Here is a 17,672-nt window from a genome sequence, read left to right as displayed (position 1 = left end):
GGGGCGGTAGGCGTGACCGAGCTGGATTTCCGGGTCCTCGGCCCACTGCAGGTGACCAAGGACGGCCAGCCGCTGCGGATCGGCGCGGCCCAGCACCGGATCCTGCTGGCCTGTCTGCTGCTGAACCCGCGCAGGCCGGTGGCGGCCGAGACCATCGCGGGGCACCTGTGGCCTGCTGACGGCAGGCCGCGCAACCCGCGCGGCGCGGTGCACACCTATGTGCAGCGGCTGCGCGGCCAGCTCGGCGCCGCGGCCATCCGTACCGTCGAGCACGGCTACCTGCTCGACGTGCCGGCCGAAGCCGTCGACCTGCACCGCTTCGCCGCGCACCTGCGGCGGGCCGACGAGGCCCAGGACACCGCGGCCGAACACGCCGAACTGACCGCCGCGCTGGCCCAGTGGCGCGGCGAGGCGTTCGCGGACGTGCCCGCGCCGGAGTTCGCCACCCCCGAGACGGCCCGCTGGGCCGGACTGCGGCTGACCGCGCTGGCCCGGCGGATCCAGCTCGACCTCGACCGCGGCGAGCACAACGCGGTGATCGGCGAACTCCAGCTGCTCACCCGGCAGCACCCGGTGCACGAGGTGTTCTGGAGCCAGCTCATGCTCGCCCTCTACCGCGCCCAGCGCCCGGCCGAGGCGGTGCAGGCCTACGCCACCGCCGCGGCCACCCTGCACACCGAACTCCAGGTGCAGCCGGGGCCGCGGCTGCGCTGGATGCACGAGGCCGTGCTCACCAACGCGCCCGAACTCGCCCCGCCCGCCGCCCCGGCCGTGCTCTGGCGACCGGCCTGCCAGCTGCCCTCCGACATCGGCGACTTCACCGGCCGCAGGGAGGAACTACGCGCGCTCACCGGCCTGCTGGTGCGCCAGCAGGCGCGGCGGGTGCTGGTCTGCGGGCAGCCCGGCATCGGCAAGACCGCGCTGGCCGTGCGCGCTGGGCACCTGCTGCGTCCGGCCTTCCCGGACGGGCAGCTCTACGTCAACCTGCGCGGCTTCTGCCCCGGCGAGCGCCTCGACCCGGCGCAGGTGCTCGGCCAGTTCCTGCGTGCCCTCGGCGTGCCCGCCGACCAGGTGCCGTACCGGAGCGCGGACCGGATCAGCAAGTACCGGGCGCTGCTGGCCGGGCGGCGGGTGCTGGTGCTGCTGGACAACGCGGGCTCGGCCGAACAGCTGCTGCCGCTGCTGCCGGACTCCCCCGGCAGCGCCGGACTGGTCACCAGCCGCAATGCTCTGTCTACTGTGGACACTCCGCGGATCCGGCTGGATCCGTTGGGAGAACAGGATTCCCTCGCCCTCATCGGCGCGATCCTGGGCGGCGAGCACCTGGCGGCGCACCCGGCAGCGGCCACCGAACTGGCCGGACTGTGCGCCCGGCTGCCGCTGGCCCTGCGGATCGCCGCGGCCAACCTGACCATCCGCGGCGAACCCGACCTGCCCGGCTACGTGCACGAGCTGGCCACCGGCAACCGGCTGGCCGCACTGGCCATCGACGGCGACGACGACGCGGCCGTGCACCGCGCCTTCGACCTGTCCTACGGCACGCTCTCCGTTGCCGCGCAACGACTTTTCCGACTGCTCGGCCTGGTGCCCGGCCCGGACTTCACCGCCGCGCACGCCGCCGCGCTCACCGGATTCGAGCTGGCCAGGGCCGAGGAGCTGCTGCAGGCGCTGGCCACCGCGCACCTGGTCCAGGAACACCGGGAGGGCCGCTACCAGTTCCACGACCTGCTCCGGCTCTACACCGGCCAGCAACGCGATCTGGAGGACAGTCCGGAGGAGGTGTCCCAGGCCAGGCAACAGCTCTTCGACTACCTGCTGGACTGCGCGAACTACGGCACCGTGCTGCTCTACGCCGAGGCCCCGCGCAACCGGGCCGTGGTCGGCAAACTCGCCCCCTTCGACGAGCCGGTGGCGGCCAAGCACTGGCTGGACGAGGAACGCGCCACCCTGATCGCCACCGTGCTGGCCACCGAGGACCGGCCGGACGAGCTGTGCGTGGACCTGGCGACCGCGCTGACCAACCACTTCTGGACCAACGGGCACTTCGAGGAGCAGGTGCTCATCTGCGAGACCGGGCTGCGCGCGGCGATCCGGCGCGGGTACGTCATCGGCCAGGCCGACATGCACAACGGGCTCAGCGGGGTGCTCTCGCTGTACGGGCGGGTGGCCGACGCGGTGCGGCACGGCACGCGCTCCGTGCTGCGGTACCGGGAGGTGGGCGGGCTCGGCGGGGAAGGGCTGGTGCTGGCCAACATCGCGATGGCCTACGAGGTGGCCTGCCGCTTCCCCAGGGCGATCGCCCGCTACACCAAGGCGATCCGGCTCAGCCGGGAGGCGCGCTACCCGGCCGGCGAGGCATATGCCAGTCAGGGCCTGCACTCGGCCTACGTCGCGGTCGGCAGGCTGACCGAGGCCAAGGAACGGATCGAGCACGCCTGCAAGATCATGCGCAGGCACCACGCGCACGAGTCCGAGGCGCAGTGCCTGGTGCAGCTGGCCGACACCCTGGCCGCGCTGGGCGAGTTCACCGAGGCCGAAGCGCGACTGGCCGAGGCGGCGGCACTGGCCCGGCGGCTGGGCGGGTTGCAGGAACGGATGGTGGCCGAGGCCCGCGCCCGGCTCCAGCTGGCCCGCGCCGACCTGCCCGGCGCCCGCGCGCACCTGGACCGGGCGCTGGCCGTGGCGGTGGACAACTCCCGGGACCGGCTGGCGCCGGGCACCCGCACGCTGATCGCCGACATCCACCGCGGGCACCGGGAATGGGCCAGGGCGCACCACCACTACCTGGCCGCCAGGGAACTGGCCAACGCCGCGGGACACCCGGCCTTCCCGGTGCTGATCTCGGTCGGCCTCTCCGCCGTGCACCGCGGTCTGCACGAACCCGCCGAGGCGCTGCCCTACGCGGTGGCGGCCGAACACATCGCCCGCGCGGGCGGGCTGCGCACCGTGCTCGGCGACGCGCTCACCGAACTGGCCGAGGTCCGCCTGGCCCTGGGCGAGGCGGCGCCCGCGGCCGAACTGGCCGAGGCCGCGCTGGCACTGCACCGGGACACCGGCCGCCGCCCGGCCGCCGCGACCGCGCTGGAGGTGCTGGGCAACGCCCGATCGGTGCTGGACGGCCCGGCCGCCGCGTGTCCACTGTGGACAGAAGCCCTGGCGCTCTACCGTGAGCTGGGCATGGTCGACCGCACCGGGCTCGCCGCCCGGCTGGCCGCGCAGGGAGCCGCGCCGTGACACTGGAGTTCCGCCTGCTCGGCCCCACCGAGGTCCGGCAGGACGGCGCGCCACTGCCCACCCTGGCAGGCAAACACCGCACCGTGCTGGCCGCGCTGCTGCTGCGTCCAGGCCGGCCGGTGAGCATCGCCGAGCTGACCGGGCAGGTGTGGGAGGAACCGCCGCGCAACCCGAAGAACGCGCTGCAGACCTACATCCGCCGCCTGCGCGCCGCGCTGCCCGAACCGGTGCTGCGCACCACCGCCACCGGCTACCAGGCCGACGTGCCGGCCGATTCCGTTGACCTGCACCGCTTCCGCACCCTGCTGGCCCAGGCCGCCGGCGAGCCGAAGGCCGAACGGGACACCCTGCGCGCCGCGCTGGCGCTCTGGCGCGGCCCCGCGCTCTCCGACGTCTTCTCCCCCGCCCTGCGCCAGGCCGTGGCCGGGGTGGAGGCCGACCACCAGCGCGCCCTGGAACGCCGCATCGACCTGGACCTGGAACTCGGCGAGCACACCGGCCTGATCGTGGAACTGCGCCGGCTCACCACCCAGGACCCGCTGCGCGAACGCCACTGGGCCCAGCTCATGCTCGCCCTGGCCAGGGCAGGCCGCCAGGCCGAGGCCCTGCAGACCTACCAGACCGCCCGCGACGTGCTGCACGACCTGCTCGGCATCCACCCCGCCGCCGAACTCCGCGCCCTGCACCAGGCCATCCTCACCGAGGCGGTCCCACCGCCGGGCCCGCCCCCGCGCCGCGGCCCGCCCATCCACCAACTCCCGTTGGACAGCAACGATTTCGTCGGCCGCGCGGACCTGATCGAGGCCATCACCAGCGCGCCGAGGGGCACCACAGTGATCTACGGCCAGCCCGGCGTCGGCAAGACCGCGCTGGCCGTCCACATCGGACACCTGCTCAAGGACCGCTACCCCGACGGCCAGCTCTACGTCGACCTGCGCGGCTACTCCCCCGGCGAGAAACCGGCCCCCTTCGCCGTGCTGGCCCGCTTCCTGCGCGCCTTCGGCCTGGCCGAATCCGAGATCCCGCCGACCGAACCCGGCCGGTCCCAGCTCTACCAGTCGCTGCTGGCCAAGCGCCGCTTCCTGGTCCTGCTGGACAACGCCGCCGACGCCGCCACCGTCGCCCCCCTGGTGCCCACCGGCCCGCACTGCCGCACCCTGATCACCAGCCGCGGCATCATCCCCGGCCTGCCCGAATGCCGCCGCGTCACCCTGGACGTGCTGAGCCCTGCCGAAGCCAGGACCCTGCTCACCCGCACCCTGGGCCGGGACCTGGTCGAGGCCCACCCGGCCGAGACCACCCGCCTCGCCGACCTCTGCGCCCGCCTCCCGCTGGCCCTGCGGGTGGCCGCGGCCAACATCGCCTGCCTGCCCACCCCCGACCTGACCGGATACCTGCACCGCCTGAGCAGCAACGACCGGCTCGGCGAACTGTCCATTGAGGACGATCAGGACACCGCGGTCCGGCGCGCGTTCGACCTGTCCTACCGGACCTTGTCCACCGCGGCACGGCGGATGTTCCGGCTGCTGAGCGTGGTGCCGGGAGCCGACCTCGCCGAACCCGCGGCGACCGCGCTCGCCGAGGAGCCGGCGCTGCCGATGCTGCGGGAACTGGCCGACGCGCACCTGATCGACGAATACCGGACCGGCCGGTACCGCAGTCACGACCTGCTGCGGATCTACGCTGATGAACGGCACCAGGCCGAGGACGCCCCTGCGGACCGGGCCGCCGCCGAACGGCGGCTCCTGATCCACTGTCTGGGCGGCGTCATCCAAGTGTTCGCCTTCCTGCACGGGCAGAGCACGGGCACCGTGGTCGACGACTGGGAAGCACCGCCCACCCAGTTCCGGCTGCACACCCTGCCCGAGAGCATCTCCTGGTTCGGCACCGAGTTCGCGACCCTGCAGTCGGTGCACGCGCAAGCGGCTGAGCACAACCCGGCCGATGCCGCCGTACTCGGTGTCGCGATGCTCTGGGTGATGCTGTTCCAGTACCGGCAAGACGAGCGAGTGGCGATCGCCGACCTGACCGTCCAGGCCGCCGGCCTGGCCGGGAATCGCCGGGGGGTCGCGGACACCCTGATCTCGCTGAGCGAGACGATGCTCTGGCACGGGCGGTACGCCACCGCGGTGCGGCACGCCGCCGTGGCCAGAGCGCACTACGCGGACATCGGTCTGCTCGTCGGCGAGAGCATGGCGCTGACCCGCATCGGCCACGCGCGTGGCCTGGCCGGGCAGCTCGCCATGGCCTACGAGTACTTCGAACGCGCAAGCCGGGTGGCGGTGCGGGCGGGCTCAAAGTACGCGGAAGGCCAGGCCCAGGCCCATCTCGCCACCGCGGCCCTGCGCCTGGGCAGGCTCGTAGCCGCGCACGAGCATTCCTCCGCCGCGTCCGAGCTGCTAGGGGCGGTCGAGGCGACCGGAATGCGCTCGTACTACCTTGCCGAAGAGGGCAGCAGGCTGCTCTACCTGGATCGCCCTGACCTCGCCGTGGCAAGCCTGCTGCGGGTAATGGAGCACCGCAGTGCCGTCGGGTTCACCACCCCGGACATGAACATCGCGGGCTTGCTCGCCGAGGCATACGCCGAACTCGGCGACTACCCGAACGCCCGCCGTCAGCTCGACCAGATGCACGCCGACCCAGACCCGGCGAGCCACCGGATGAACGCGGCCTACTCCCGTGTCTCCGCTGGCACCGTGGAGTACCGGCAGGGTCGGTCCCGGTTGGCGATCGAGCACTTCACCGCTGCTTTCAACCTCGCGGCGCCACTACGGAAGCACACCGAGCTGGCCCGTGCGCTGATCGGACTCGCCATGGCCCACCTGGACCTCGACGAACTCGACGAGGCCCGACGGCACGGCACCGACGCGGTCGCCCTGGCCCAGCGCACCCAGCAGGGGGTCTTCGAGGCCAGGGCACTGGTGGTGCTGGCCAGGACCGAGGCCAGACTGGGCGAGGCCGCCGTGGCGACCGGGCACGCGACCGAGGCGTTGTCCGCCTTCCAGAATATGGGACACGAACGCGGCGAAGCGGAAGCCAAGGCCCTGCTGGCCGAACTCGGCGCCGCTCACCCGTCCAGATAACCCGCCAGCCGCGCCCCCGCCGCATCCCAGCGCCAGGCCCGCCGCATCCACTCCCGCCCGGCCCGCCCCATCGAGGCCGCCAGCTCCGGATCCAGCAACAACCGGGTCACCGACTCCGCCACCGCGCGCACCGACCGCGGGTTGACCACGGTCCCGGTCACCCCGTCCCGCACCGTCTCCGGCGCGCCGCCCGAATCGCCCGCCACCACCGGCAATCCGCTCGCCGCCGCCTCCAGGAACACCAGGCCCAGACCTTCCACGTCCAGGCCGAAGCCGCGGTTGCGGCAGGGCAGGGCGAAGACGTCGGCGGCGGCGTAGTAGGCGGGGGTCTCGCTGGGGGGCACGTGGCCTGCGAAGATCACGTGTTCGTCCACTGTGGACTGTTGGGCCAGTGTGCGCAGGCGTTTGCGGTACGGGCCGGCGCCGACCAGCAGCAGTTTGGCGCCGGGCACCCTGGCCCGGATCCGGGGCAGGGCGCGGATCAGGGTGTCCTGGCCCTTGCGCGGGGCCAGCCGGGACAGGCACAGCACCACGGGGGCGGCGCCGAGGTTGTGCCGGCGGCGGATCTCCTGGCGGGCAACGGAATCCGGGCGGTAGTAGGTGGCGTCCACGCCCGCGGGCAGGTGTTCCAGGGCGGCCAGCGGGCCGAAGGCGGAGGCGATGGCGGCCCTGGTGTAGCGGCTCACGCAGGTGACCACGTCGGCGGCGGCGCCGATCCGGCGCAGCGCCCAGCGCGCGCCGGGGAACATCGACCAGCCGACCTCGTGCCCGTGACTGCACGCCACCACCCGGCGCGCCCCTGCCGAGCGCAACCGCGCGGCCAGCAGTCCCAGCGGGGCGGCCGCGCCGAACCACACCGCGGTGCAGCCCTCGGCCCGCAGGATGTCCGCGGCCCTGGCCACCACCTCCGGTTCGGGCAGCAGCACCGGAGAAGCGTGCCGCACCACCGGGAACGGCTGGGCGGCGTCGAACTCGGCGGCCGAGGCGGGCGGCCCGTCCCAGCCGGGCGCGTAGACCACCAGGCGGTCCGCGGGCAGCGCGGTGGCCAGCGAGTGCAGGTACGCCTGGATGCCACCGGGTCGTGGCGGGAAGTCGTTCGTGACCAACAGGGTGCGGCGCACGAGCGGAACCCTAGTGGTTCGGCCCGGAGCATTCGCTCGGTATCGGCCGTGTCACGGCGCGTCCGGCAAGGCGCCGGGGCACCCGCGTACCGGGTCGTACGTGGGTGTCCCGGCAACGCCGCCGGTCGCGTCGTGGCGCGGTCGAGGACGGGTGAAGGCTCCGGGCCGCACCACTAGTTGTAGGTCTTGCGGAGGAAATCCCGCCAGCCCGCAACAAGTTTGATCCGGTCCACGCCCAGCACCTCGCGCAGCATCCGGTCCTGTCCGGCGGTGTCGGTCTGGCCTGCTCTGGCCAGCCGCCGGTACAGCTCCACCAGGGTGGCCTCGCCGAAGCGTTCGGCGATGTGCGTGGTCAGCGACCAGGACGACTGGTAGGCCACGTCCAGTTTCTGGCCGCCGGAGCGGAAGTCGGCGTCGGCGGGCAGGTCCAGCACCCCGCCCTCGGTGCGGACCCGGCGGGTCAGGTCGGGGGCGGCCTCGGTGGGGGCGATGCCCGAGCCGCGGTAGCCCACGTAGTCGGCGAAGCCCTCCAGCAGCCACATCGGCGCGCCGTCCACGGTGGCGGCCCTGGCGGCCACGTGGGTGATCTCGTGCCGCAGCACCACCCGCAGCGCGCTGGCCGACAACCGGGTGGCGGTCTTGGGGTTGAACACGATCCGGGCGCCCTCGACCAGTTGCTGCTCGTGGTCCACCCGGTCGGCCAGGGCGACCGCGGCGATGGAGTCCACCGCGAACTCCGAGCCGACCATGGCCTGCAGTTCCCTGGTGGTCTCCGGCAGCACCACGACCACCCGCTGCGACCACTCCCGGCCCCACACCTCGCTGACCGCGCGCACCGCCGCGTCCAGCTCCTTGGCCACCCGCTGGGCCAGCGCCTGGTTGGCCCGGTGGCCCAGCACGATGCCGGAGTTGGTGGTCAGCACCACGCAGGGGCCGAAGTCCCACGGGCCGCGCCAGGTGCGGCGGCCCTGGGCCTCCAGCGCGGAGTCGGAGGTCAGGTACCAGCCCTCGCCGTAGCGGGCGAACAGGTAGCCCATCGGCCGGGTGGTGGCCACCGCGTCGCCGCCGCCCAGGGCGTAGCTCAGCTCCACCCTCGGCGCGAACAGCTCCTCGGCGTCGGGGGCGTAGGAGGTGAGCCCGGAGGTGCCCAGGGCTTCGGCGGGTTCGAGGTGGTAGCGCCAGCTGCTCAGCGGCACGCCTGCGAGATTGACGAACAGGTTGCGCTGGGCGGTGGCGAAGGCCGAGTCGGCGTTGGGGTCCAGGGTGGCGAGGAAGGTGGCCTCGTCCCGGCGCAGGATCGCCTCGGCCCGGCGGCGCATCAGCTCGGCCACGGCCGCGGCGCGCGGGGCCTCCGCGGTGGTGGCCGGGGCCTCCGGCGGGACCGGGCGGCCCGCCGCGTCCAGCGTGGTGACCTGGGGCTGCGGGTCGACCGCGTCGCGGGCCTGCGGGGTGGCGACCACGGCCAGCCCAGCAAGCAGCACGGCGGCCACCGCGGCGACCAGCCAGCTCCTGTACCGGCCAACCCCGGACACAGCTGCATCCTAGGGCCGGACAGGCCGCGGGGCCGACACCCGATCGGTGACGGCCCCGCGGAAAAACGGACTTACCTGGACGAGTGGCTCAGGAGCCGACCCCGACCCGGCGGACCGCGACGATGCCGCTCTGCAGCGGGGCGATCTTGACCACGTCGCCGGTGGTGGGCGCGTGCACCATCTTGCCGTTGCCGACCGAGATGCCGATGTGGCCCTTGTAGGCGACCAGGTCGCCCGGCTGGATGGCGCTGACCGGCACCGCGGTGCCGATCCGGGCCTGCTGCGAACTGGATCGCGGCAGGGTCATGCCGACCTGCTGGTAGGCCCAGTAGATCAGGCCGGAGCAGTCGAAGGTGCTCGGACCCTCGTCGCCGTAGACATACCTCGAGCCACGCTTGCTCAGCGCCTTCTCCAGCGCCGCGCCCGCGATCCCGCTGTTGCCGGGGATGTTGATGACCGAGTTGTCCTCGGGGCCCTTGAGCTTGTTCCGCTCATCCTGGGTGAGCTTGTCGTACTGCGCCTTCACCTTGGACCGGCGGGTCTCCAGCTCGGCCCGGCGCTTGTCCAGCTCGGTGGTGATCCGCTTGGCCTCGTCCGTGGCCTTCTGCGCGCGGTCCTTGGCCTCCACCGCACGCTTGCCGGCGTCCTCGGCCTGCTTGATGGTGGCGTGCAGCTTGTCGATGGCGTCCTTGTTGTCGCCCGCGAGCATGTCGAGCAACGCCATCTTGTCCAGGAACTCATTCGGCGAACGCGACATCAGCAGCGCGCTGAGCTGGTTCAGCCGCGCGCCCTCGAAGTCGGCGGAGGCCATCTTGTCGACGTCCCCGCGGAGCTGCCGTTCCTGCTCACGGGCCAGGGCGCCGAGCTTGCTGGCTTCCTCGGCCTCCTTGTTGGCCTTCTCCAGGTCGGCGTTCTTCTTGTTGAGGTCGTCCTTGGCCTCGTGCAGGGATTCCGCGACCTTCTCGGTTTCCTTGGACATTTCCTGGAGCTGCTTCATCGCCTCGGAGGCGTTGGCGGGCAGTTCCGGGTCGGCCAGCGCGGGGGTCGTCGGCGCGAGGCCGACGGCTACCACAACCGCTGAGGCCGCGAGGGCCCCGCGCATTGTGCGCTTCAGTCGATGCGACGCCACGTGGCGTACTACTCCTTCGTGCTCGCTACCGCTTACCGGGTTAGCTGACGGGTTCGGGCCCGAAGTCGCCCTACGCGCGGCGCCCAGGTTCAGGCCCGCCCGATTCACCCCAACTGCCTGGGTCCCCGGTTCGGCCCCCGACAAGCCGATTCGGCGGTGTCTCGCGTTGTCGCCCTCGGTTGGACGACGGTCCGCCGCGAGATCTCGGACAGGTTACGAGTAGTGAGGCCCCCAGTCCACCGCCCGGGGGCAGCCGATGTTTGGCCGTGACCCGGCCGCCCGATCGGACTAGTTACCCAGCGACACAACAGCGCTGTGTAATCGCTCACCATATTCGGCGCGACCTGCGGTGTTGGCCTTCCCTAGAGATCAACTGTCAATACCCACCGACACGGTCCGTCTCTGGTTGCAACCCGGTTCACCCCAGAAAAGTGACGAGCGCCACACGCCAACCGCGTATGCGCACGCTCACACCCGGCCCAGCCTGGCCAGCAACACCGCCGAGGGCACCGGGTGCGCGCCCCGGCGGCGGATCGAATCGGCCACCGCGCGGTCGGAGGTCACCACAACCACCGGGCGGCCCTCTGGCTCGGCGGTGACCAGGGCCCGGATCACGTCGTCGGCGAGCACGCCCGGGTCGCTGAAGAGCACCCGCACCCCGCGCGGCGCCGAGGCGGGCACCGCGACCACGCCGGCGCCGTCGAAGACCAGGGTGACCTCGGCCCCGGTGCGCGCGGCCAGCGCCGCGAGCTGGTGCACCAGCCGGTCCCGCTGCTCGGAGAGGGTCAGCTCCGGATAGCCGGTCTTGGTCACGTTGTAGCCGTCCACCACCAGGTGCACGGTGGGCAGCGCGAGCAGCCGGTCCAGCGCGGCCGGATCCTCCACCCGGCCGACCGCGCCGGTGGCCGGGGTGGCCCCGCGCACGGTGTCGGCGGGCCGGGGACCGCTGCCGCCGAGGGCGAGTTCCCGGCGCAGGCCGGTGACCGCGCCGGCCAGGGTGTCCACCAGCAGCCCGAGCCGGACCTCGTCGGCCTGGCGGGCCTCCCTGGCGGACTGCCGGGCCACCTCGGCCTCGGCCAGCGCGCGGCCCGCCTTGAGCCGCTCGGCCTCGGCGCGTTCGCGTTCCTTGTCCCGTTCAGCGGTGATCGCGGCGACCACCGCCTCGGTCTCGCCGTGGCCCTTGGTCAGCGCGGTCCTGGCCGCCTCGGCCTCGTCCTTGGCCTGACGCAGCTTCACGCCCTGCTCGCGGAGGCGTTTGCGCAGCCGGTCCAGCTCGACCTCGCCCTCCTGCCGGACCCGCTCGGCCGCACCTGTGGCCTCGTCCAGTTCGGCGCGCACCCTGGCCAGTTCGGCCTCCAGGCGCTCGATCCGGGACACACCGGCGTCGCGTTCGGAGCGCAGCTGGGCGTCCACCGAACGCCGGGCGACCAGCTCCACGTGCAGCGGTGCGGCCGGATCGGCCAGCAGCACGGCCGCGGCCGCGGTGGCCACCGGATCGCCGGGGGCCAGTTCCAGGGTGCTGGGCCGGTGTTCCCGGCACCACTGCACCACCGCGTTGCGGAAGACCGCCGAATCCCGCAGCGCGGCCAGCAGCGGACCGGTGCCCAGCTTCGCCCGTTTGGCGGGAGCGAAGCGGGCCACCGGCCGCAGCGGCTGCGGGATGTCGAGCTGGGGCATGGTGCCCAGCGCCTCGGCGGACAACTCGGCGAGTCGCGCGCGGACGGCCTCGGGCAGAGTGTCGAACTCCAGCTCGGGCTCCGGCGGCGGCGCACCGTCCACAGCGGACGGACCCGGATCGGGTTCCGGCCGGTCGTGGCTGGTCTGCGCGGGCAACGGGAACACCCGGATAAGGTTAGCCGTCGTCAGCGCCCCTGGCGCGCAGCCACCGTCACGCTCGGCGACGCTTGCACAACAAGCTGATCACGCCCGGACCGAGAGCGGGGTCCGCTCGGGCACCGGAGCCGGGATCTCCGCGGGGATGGCGAAGTACAGCCGCACCAACTTCTCCGCCAGCGCGGCCAGCGCCCTGGTGGGCAGCATCCGCAACATCGCGCGCACCGGCGCCACGTTCTCCTTGTCCAGCAGCAGCACCTGGTAGACGCCGAGCACGGTGTGCCGGGGCGCCCGGCGCAGCCGCGCCGCGGCCTCCGCCAGCCGCTCCGACAGGAACTCCCGCGCCGTGACCTGGGCCTGCTCCACTCCGTGCATCCGGACCAGCAGCCGCAGCGAGTTGAAGCAGTCCTGCGCCACGTCCTCGGCGTAGGACTCGAAGTCGTCGATCATGTCCAGGAAGCCGGCCAACGGCCGCAGCACGTGGAACAGCTCCTCGTCGGTGGGCACGCCCTTGACGTTGTTGAGCACCCTGGTCAACCCGTTGACCACCAGCGAGCGGATATCGCAGACCTCGGCGAAGACCTCCTGGGTCAGCTCGAGTTCGCCGAGCATGATCCGGCCTTCCAGGAGGTAGTACCGCTCCAGCTCGTCCACCAGGTGCGCCACCCCGTCGTCCCAGGCGTCGTGGCCCTTGATCAGCTCGATCATCTCGTGCTTCCACGAGTGGTCGGCGATGGTCGAGCTGCCCGTCCGCTGGGCTTGTTCGTATAAGAAGTCACCCTTGTACATCAGGGCGTAGTACTGGACCATCAACGGCCGCACCGTGGCCGCCTCGGCGGCGGTGTAGTGGCCGAACTTGAGGTTGTAGCCGTTGAGGTAGTCCAGGAACCTGTGCGCTCGCGCGTGCATCTGGTAGCTGATGTGGTGTTCCTGCCAGCAATCCGACATGTCCGATTCCTCCCGTGTTCGCCCCGACATGCGAATCCAGGATAGAATTCGAAAATCTCACCTCGGCCACTTCGGCGAATTCACATAAACGCCGGAAGAAGTGCTTGCGGAAACATCGAATTGCAGAGAAATGTCATTTCTCGTCAATGAGCACCGGCAGTTCCGGCCTGCCCAGCTTGTCCTGGCGCGCGATGGTCTTGAGGATCCGCGCCAGCACCGGGCGCGGCAGCTTGCGCAGCACCGGCAGCAGCCAGTCCGGGACCGCCGAGGCGAGCACCAGCAGCATCGTGGGCACGCTGACCCGGTCGATCTCCGCACAGGCCCGCTCGACCAGCCGGGAGCGGAACTCCTCCAGCTTCACCCGGCCCCGCTCGGCGCCGAAGATGCGCGCGTACATCCGGATCGTGCTGTAGCTGCCCGCGGCGATGTCCTTGGCGTAGGAGGGCACGTCGTCGGCGATCTCCCACAGCATGTACAACGGCTTGCTGACCTGGACCATCTCCTCCACCACCCGCGGGTCGGTGCCGAGCAGGTTGAGCATCAGCGGGGTGACCAGCGCGATGTCGGAGGAGCGGATGGAGAGCACCTCGTAGACCGACTCCTCGGTGACCTCGACCTTGCCCAGCAGCAGCCTGCCCTCCAGCTCGAAGTAGCGCTGCAGGTCGTCCAGGCGTTCCCGGCCCCGCTCATCGAGCAGGCCGTAGCTCTCCAGCAGCTCCTCCATGTCCCGCCGCCAGCTCAGATCGACCTCGAAGTCGCCGTTGAGCTGAGCCTCCTCGTAGGCGAGGTCGGCCTGGTAGACCAGGGCCAGGAAGTGGATCACCAGTGGCTCGAACACCTTGGCGGTGTCCTCGGTGACGCCGAGCATGCGCAGCATCGAGTCGTAGCCCTCGAGGAACATCACCCGGCTGGCCTTGAGCGATTCCAGGTAGGAGACCCGGCTCGAGGTCCACGTCTCGGGACCGTCGAGGCCGAGGATGCGCTCGCGTAACTCCTCGGCGGTGACTGTTGCTTGCACCATGACGAATACCCCAGGTCAGTCGTGGGTCGATAGGTAGGTAAACGCTTGCCCTGACAATGACGTCAGGCGGGGACGACCGCGCTGATCGGCTGCGGCAGCGCGGGCAGCTCCTGCCGCCGGGCCAGCCAGGTGCGCAGCTCGCGGTGCCCGCGCAGGCCGAATCGCCCGCCGCGCAACCGGTTCTCCGCCTCGGTGAGCAGATCCTGGCGCTGTTCGCGCATCCTGGCGCCGACCTGCTGGGCGCCCGCGATGGCCAGCAGCGCGTGGTAGTGGTTGTACCGGCCCGCCCGCACGTCCTGGGCGTAATCAACAAGGTCGCCGTCGAGCTGGGCCAGCCGCACCGCGGCCTCGTAGGCGCCAAGGGCGAAGGTGGACAGCGGCCTGCCGCACAGGGTGCTGATGACCTTGACCAGGGCGAGCAGCTCACCGGCGCCCAGCCGGGCCAGCTCGGTCAGCAGGGACTCGGTCGGCTCGACCAGGCCCGCCCGCAGCGAGGCGGTCAGCGTGTGGGCGTGCTCAAGGTCGTAGAGGCCCTTCTGCACATCGGTGTCATAGACCCCGTAGCTCTTGAAGAAGGTCTCGATCTCCTTCTTCCAGGAGCCGTCCGCGGTCTCCAGGCGGCGGGCCTGGGCGCACAGCGCGAGGTAGTGGTAGGCCAGCGGCTGGATGAGCCGGATTTCCGCCCGGGAAGCCCCGAGCAGTTCCCAGTACCGCAGGCCGCCGCAGGAGAAGAGCCGGGCGGTCGAGGTCACCTTGTCCCGATAGCTGACACTGCTCTGTTCCCAGAACTCCGGCGCCGACCGCCCGTACACATTATCCCGGACATTCGTTAACGACTTGTTTCCCCAGCTGGACAACGACTCCTCCTCGCCACACACGGACTGGGGGCGAAGCTAGCAGCGCGGGCCGCCGCCGGTGCCGAAGTCAGCGGAACATGAGGAAACTGTTGTCACCACGGTAACCGCAGAACTGCCGGGGTCTTCGGCTATTTCTATCGAGGATTGGCACTTTCGGGCAACGGGGCGGGCAACGGCGCGGTGGCCAGCTCCCCGGTGCGGCCGAGCGAGGTCAGCAGCGGCAACAGCACCACCCTGGGCAGCTTCGCCACCACCGCCGCGGTCAGCTCCAGGCCCAGGTCGGGCAGGTCGGCCAGGAGCAGCTTGCGCAACGCCGGGGTGCTCGCGCCCGGCAGCCTGCCCAGCGCCTGGCGCAGCAGCGCGGACCGGTAGGCGCGCAGCTTGTGCGTGGCCTGGCTGTGCCCGTGGCCCTGGACGAAGAGCCGGAGCAGGTTGAACCGGTCCCAGGCGATGTCCTCCGGGTAGTTCGCGAGGTCGGCGCGCAGGTCCTGCAGGCGCAGCCACGGGTCCAGCAGGGCCAGGTGCTCCTCGTCGACCGGCTGGTCCCGCAGCAGGTAGAGCAGCCGGTTGAGCACCCGGATGTCGGCGACCCGGTCCCTGGTCAGCTCGGTGACGACCTGCTCGTCCACCGCCAGCTCGCCGCGCCGGATCCGGTCCCTGGTGAGCAGGGCCCGGCCGAGATCGGCCAGCCCGGCCCTGACCTGCTCGTCGAGCAGACCGTAGCTGTCGGCCAGCGTGGACAGCTCGCCCACCAGCGACGGGTCGGCCTCGGCCTGGTAGGCCAGCGCGATGTAGTGCCGGACGAACGGGCGGATCACCTCGAACTCGGGCCGGGTGAAGCCGAGCGCGTACCGCGCGCCCCAGTTGTCCCACCGCAGCGCGCGGTTGGCCCGCATGCTGTCCCGGTAGCTGATGTCCAGTCCCTGCCAGGCCGCGGGCGGCTCCGCCGGAACCATCCGCGCCTTGAGCCGCTGCACCGCCGCCTCGGTCACGATCGTTCTCCCCGTCTCAAGTGTGTGGCTGGCGCCCTCGGCGCCGCCGGGTCAGGAGGTGGCGGCGACCAGCGGCCCGGACTCCGCGATCGGCGCGGGCACCGGAATCTTGCGGAGCATGTCCATCTCGATCCGCACCAGCGTCCCCGCCAGCGCGCGCAGCACGCCGGTGGGCAGCAGGCGCAGCAGCCCGGTGGTGTGCTCCAGCGGCAGCACCTCGCTGCCGCTGACCATCCGCACCAGCGCGTCCCGGCCCGCGGTGCGGATGCCGCCGAGCAGGTCGGCGATCGCCTTGTTCTGCAACGCGCGCAGCCCGGCGACCGCGCCGCTCGCCCCGTGCCGCCACACCATCAGGCGCAGGGTGTTGAAGCTGTTGGCCGCCACGTCCTCGGCGTAGGAGGTGAGGTCGTCGTTGATCTCACCGAGCAGCCACAGCGAACGCAACAGAGCCTCGTAGTCCGGCGTGCAGCGCTCGCCACGAGCCCGGAACACCACACCCAGCAGGCTGAAGAAGTCGCTGGAGCGAATCCGCAGGACGTCCTGGAGCACCTCGTCGGTCAGCTCGACCTCGCCGAGCAGGATCTGCCCTTCCAGGATGTAGTAGCGCTCCAGCTCGTCGATCTCCTTGCCGACCGCGGGCTCGTAGAGGCCATGGCCCTCGGCGATGTCGCGCATCCGCTGCTTCCAGCCGCCTTCGGCGCTGGACTGGCCGCTCGCCTGGGCGTCCTCGTAGATCTCATCACCCTGGTAGACCAGCGCGAGCCACTGCACGACCAACGGCTGCAGCAGGTCGTACTCGGCCCGGCTGCACCCCAGCAGGCGGCGGTAGATGTCCCCGCCCTTGAACTTCAGCACCGAGGTGCCCTTGAGGGTGGCCGCGTACGGCACGCCGGACTGGCGCCAGGTGGCGTGCCTGGGCTGGTTGTAGATCGTCGCCCGGATGCGCTCCAGGGACTGCCGCTCACGACGAGAGGGCACGGTCTTCCTTCCGCTGGTCCAGTTCGGCGATCGGCTGGGCGATCGGCTTCGAGTTCTCCTGCGCGCCGAATCCCTCGAACTTGAAGACCGAGGTGGCCGCTGTGACCAGCACCGGGCGTGGCAGCAGGCCGAGCAGCGCCGGCAGCACCGGCAGGTTCAGATTCACCAGCGGAGTGCTGGTCAGGTAGCGCACCAGCGCGGGCTTGCCGGCCTTGGCGAACTGCGCCAGGCCCTTGGCGGCGATCCGGTTCCGCAGCTCCCGGAGCCGCCGGCCTGCCTGGTCGGCGCCGTGCAGCCGGCGGTAGAGGCGCAGGGTCTTGTGGCTGTCCCCGGCGCTGCCGCGCTGGTGGGAGCCGAGGTCCTGGTCGAGGTCGAACAGCGCCATCGAGGTCTTGACCAGCTGGTAGAACTCCTCGTCCGGGGTGCGGCCCTTGAGCCGGTCGATCACCCGGACCAGCACGTGCAGGTCCGAGGAGCGCAGGAACGCGATCTCCTCCAGGACGGCCTCGGTCAGCGGCAGCTCGCCGAGCAGGACCTGGCCCTCCAGCACGTGGTAGCGCTCAAGATCGTCCAGCGTGGCCTGGATGCGGCTGTCGTAGACGTTGTGGTTCTTGAGCAGGTCCTGCAGGCGGGTCTTCCAGCTGTGGTCGGTGATCCGGCTGGACCCCTCGGCCCTGGCCGCCGCGTAGCCGCGCTCGCCCTGGAAGACCAGGGAGTGGAAGTGCAGCGCCAGTGGTTCGACCAGCCTGGCCTCGGCCGGGGTGCAGCCGAGGGTGTGCCAGTAGGCGCCCGCGGTCTTGTCCAGGATCTCCATCTCCGCGCGCAGGTTCTCCGCGTAGGAGATGCGGTTGTCCTGCCAGCCGTCGGGCCGTTCGCCCGCGGCCAGGGTGCGGCTTATCCGCGCCAGTGCCTGCTTGTCGCGCGTGCCCACTGCCCAGACCTCC

General features: G+C 71.7%; 12 protein-coding genes and 1 riboswitch. Of the genes, 2 read left to right on the top strand and 10 right to left on the bottom strand.

Annotated elements, in window-relative coordinates; all coding sequences use genetic code 11:
- The first annotated feature begins 12 nt into the window (after nt 1–12).
- Together MZC64_RS19955 and MZC64_RS19950 are read left to right on the top strand one after the other, a co-directional pair.
- On the top strand, nt 13–3,234 hold the full coding sequence (locus tag MZC64_RS19955; RefSeq protein ID WP_247758853.1) for a transcriptional regulator: 3,222 nt from the start codon (nt 13–15) through the stop codon (nt 3,232–3,234).
- Nucleotides 3,231–6,317, top strand: a complete 3,087-nt coding sequence (locus tag MZC64_RS19950; protein WP_247758854.1) for a BTAD domain-containing putative transcriptional regulator — start codon at nt 3,231–3,233, stop codon at nt 6,315–6,317. The genes MZC64_RS19955 and MZC64_RS19950 overlap by 4 nt, the downstream gene beginning before the upstream one ends.
- Here the strand turns inward: MZC64_RS19950 and MZC64_RS19945 are convergent.
- From MZC64_RS19945 to MZC64_RS19900, 10 genes are all read right to left on the bottom strand, one after another.
- A complete protein-coding gene (locus MZC64_RS19945) occupies nt 6,302–7,438 on the bottom strand; it encodes a glycosyltransferase family 4 protein (RefSeq protein ID WP_247758855.1) in 1,137 nt (378 codons plus the stop codon). The two genes, MZC64_RS19950 and MZC64_RS19945, sit on opposite strands and share 16 nt — an antisense overlap.
- 173 nt (nt 7,439–7,611) lie before the next feature.
- Nucleotides 7,612–8,970 carry a basic secretory family protein gene (locus MZC64_RS19940; protein WP_247758856.1) on the bottom strand — a complete coding sequence of 453 codons (1,359 nt, stop codon included), beginning with the start codon at nt 8,968–8,970 and terminating at the stop codon, nt 7,612–7,614.
- An 88-nt stretch (nt 8,971–9,058) separates the two neighbouring features.
- The gene (locus tag MZC64_RS48740) at nt 9,059–10,099 is read right to left on the bottom strand and encodes a C40 family peptidase (protein ID WP_247758857.1); all 1,041 of its coding nucleotides are present in this window, start codon (nt 10,097–10,099) and stop codon (nt 9,059–9,061) included.
- A gap of 14 nt (nt 10,100–10,113) precedes the next feature.
- Nucleotides 10,114–10,265, bottom strand: a riboswitch (cyclic di-AMP (ydaO/yuaA leader).
- Nucleotides 10,266–10,567: 302 nt separating this feature from the next.
- Nucleotides 10,568–11,941, bottom strand: coding sequence for an NYN domain-containing protein (locus MZC64_RS19930; protein WP_374205775.1), 1,374 nt, complete (start codon nt 11,939–11,941; stop codon nt 10,568–10,570).
- A 78-nt stretch (nt 11,942–12,019) separates the two neighbouring features.
- Nucleotides 12,020–12,910 carry a hypothetical protein gene (locus tag MZC64_RS19925; protein ID WP_247758858.1) on the bottom strand — a complete coding sequence of 297 codons (891 nt, stop codon included), beginning with the start codon at nt 12,908–12,910 and terminating at the stop codon, nt 12,020–12,022.
- Between the two features lie 103 nt (nt 12,911–13,013).
- The gene (locus tag MZC64_RS19920) at nt 13,014–13,901 is read right to left on the bottom strand and encodes a hypothetical protein (protein WP_247758859.1); all 888 of its coding nucleotides are present in this window, start codon (nt 13,899–13,901) and stop codon (nt 13,014–13,016) included.
- Between the two features lie 62 nt (nt 13,902–13,963).
- A complete protein-coding gene (locus MZC64_RS19915) occupies nt 13,964–14,758 on the bottom strand; it encodes a hypothetical protein (RefSeq protein WP_247758860.1) in 795 nt (264 codons plus the stop codon).
- 134 nt (nt 14,759–14,892) lie between these two features.
- A complete protein-coding gene (locus tag MZC64_RS19910) occupies nt 14,893–15,750 on the bottom strand; it encodes a hypothetical protein (protein WP_247758861.1) in 858 nt (285 codons plus the stop codon).
- Between the two features lie 51 nt (nt 15,751–15,801).
- Entirely contained in the window at nt 15,802–16,728 is a 927-nt protein-coding gene (locus MZC64_RS19905) for a hypothetical protein (RefSeq protein ID WP_247758862.1), read from the bottom strand.
- Nucleotides 16,712–17,659, bottom strand: coding sequence for a hypothetical protein (locus MZC64_RS19900; RefSeq protein WP_247758863.1), 948 nt, complete (start codon nt 17,657–17,659; stop codon nt 16,712–16,714). Before MZC64_RS19900 ends, MZC64_RS19905 begins: the two co-directional genes overlap by 17 nt.
- Nucleotides 17,660–17,672: the final 13 nt, after the last annotated feature.

It is taken from the genome of Crossiella sp. S99.2, from assembly GCF_023094165.1.
Lineage (GTDB): Bacteria > Actinomycetota > Actinomycetes > Mycobacteriales > Pseudonocardiaceae > Crossiella.
This window is presented reverse-complemented; position numbering and strand designations above follow the sequence as displayed.

What these genes read in the sequence shown, in the direction of transcription:
- MZC64_RS19920 (WP_247758859.1), bottom strand. Translation starts at nt 13,901, where the DNA reads ATGGTGCAAGCAACAGTCACCGCCGAGGAGTTACGCGAGCGCATCCTC.
- MZC64_RS19925 (WP_247758858.1), bottom strand. Translation starts at nt 12,910, where the DNA reads ATGTCGGGGCGAACACGGGAGGAATCGGACATGTCGGATTGCTGGCAG.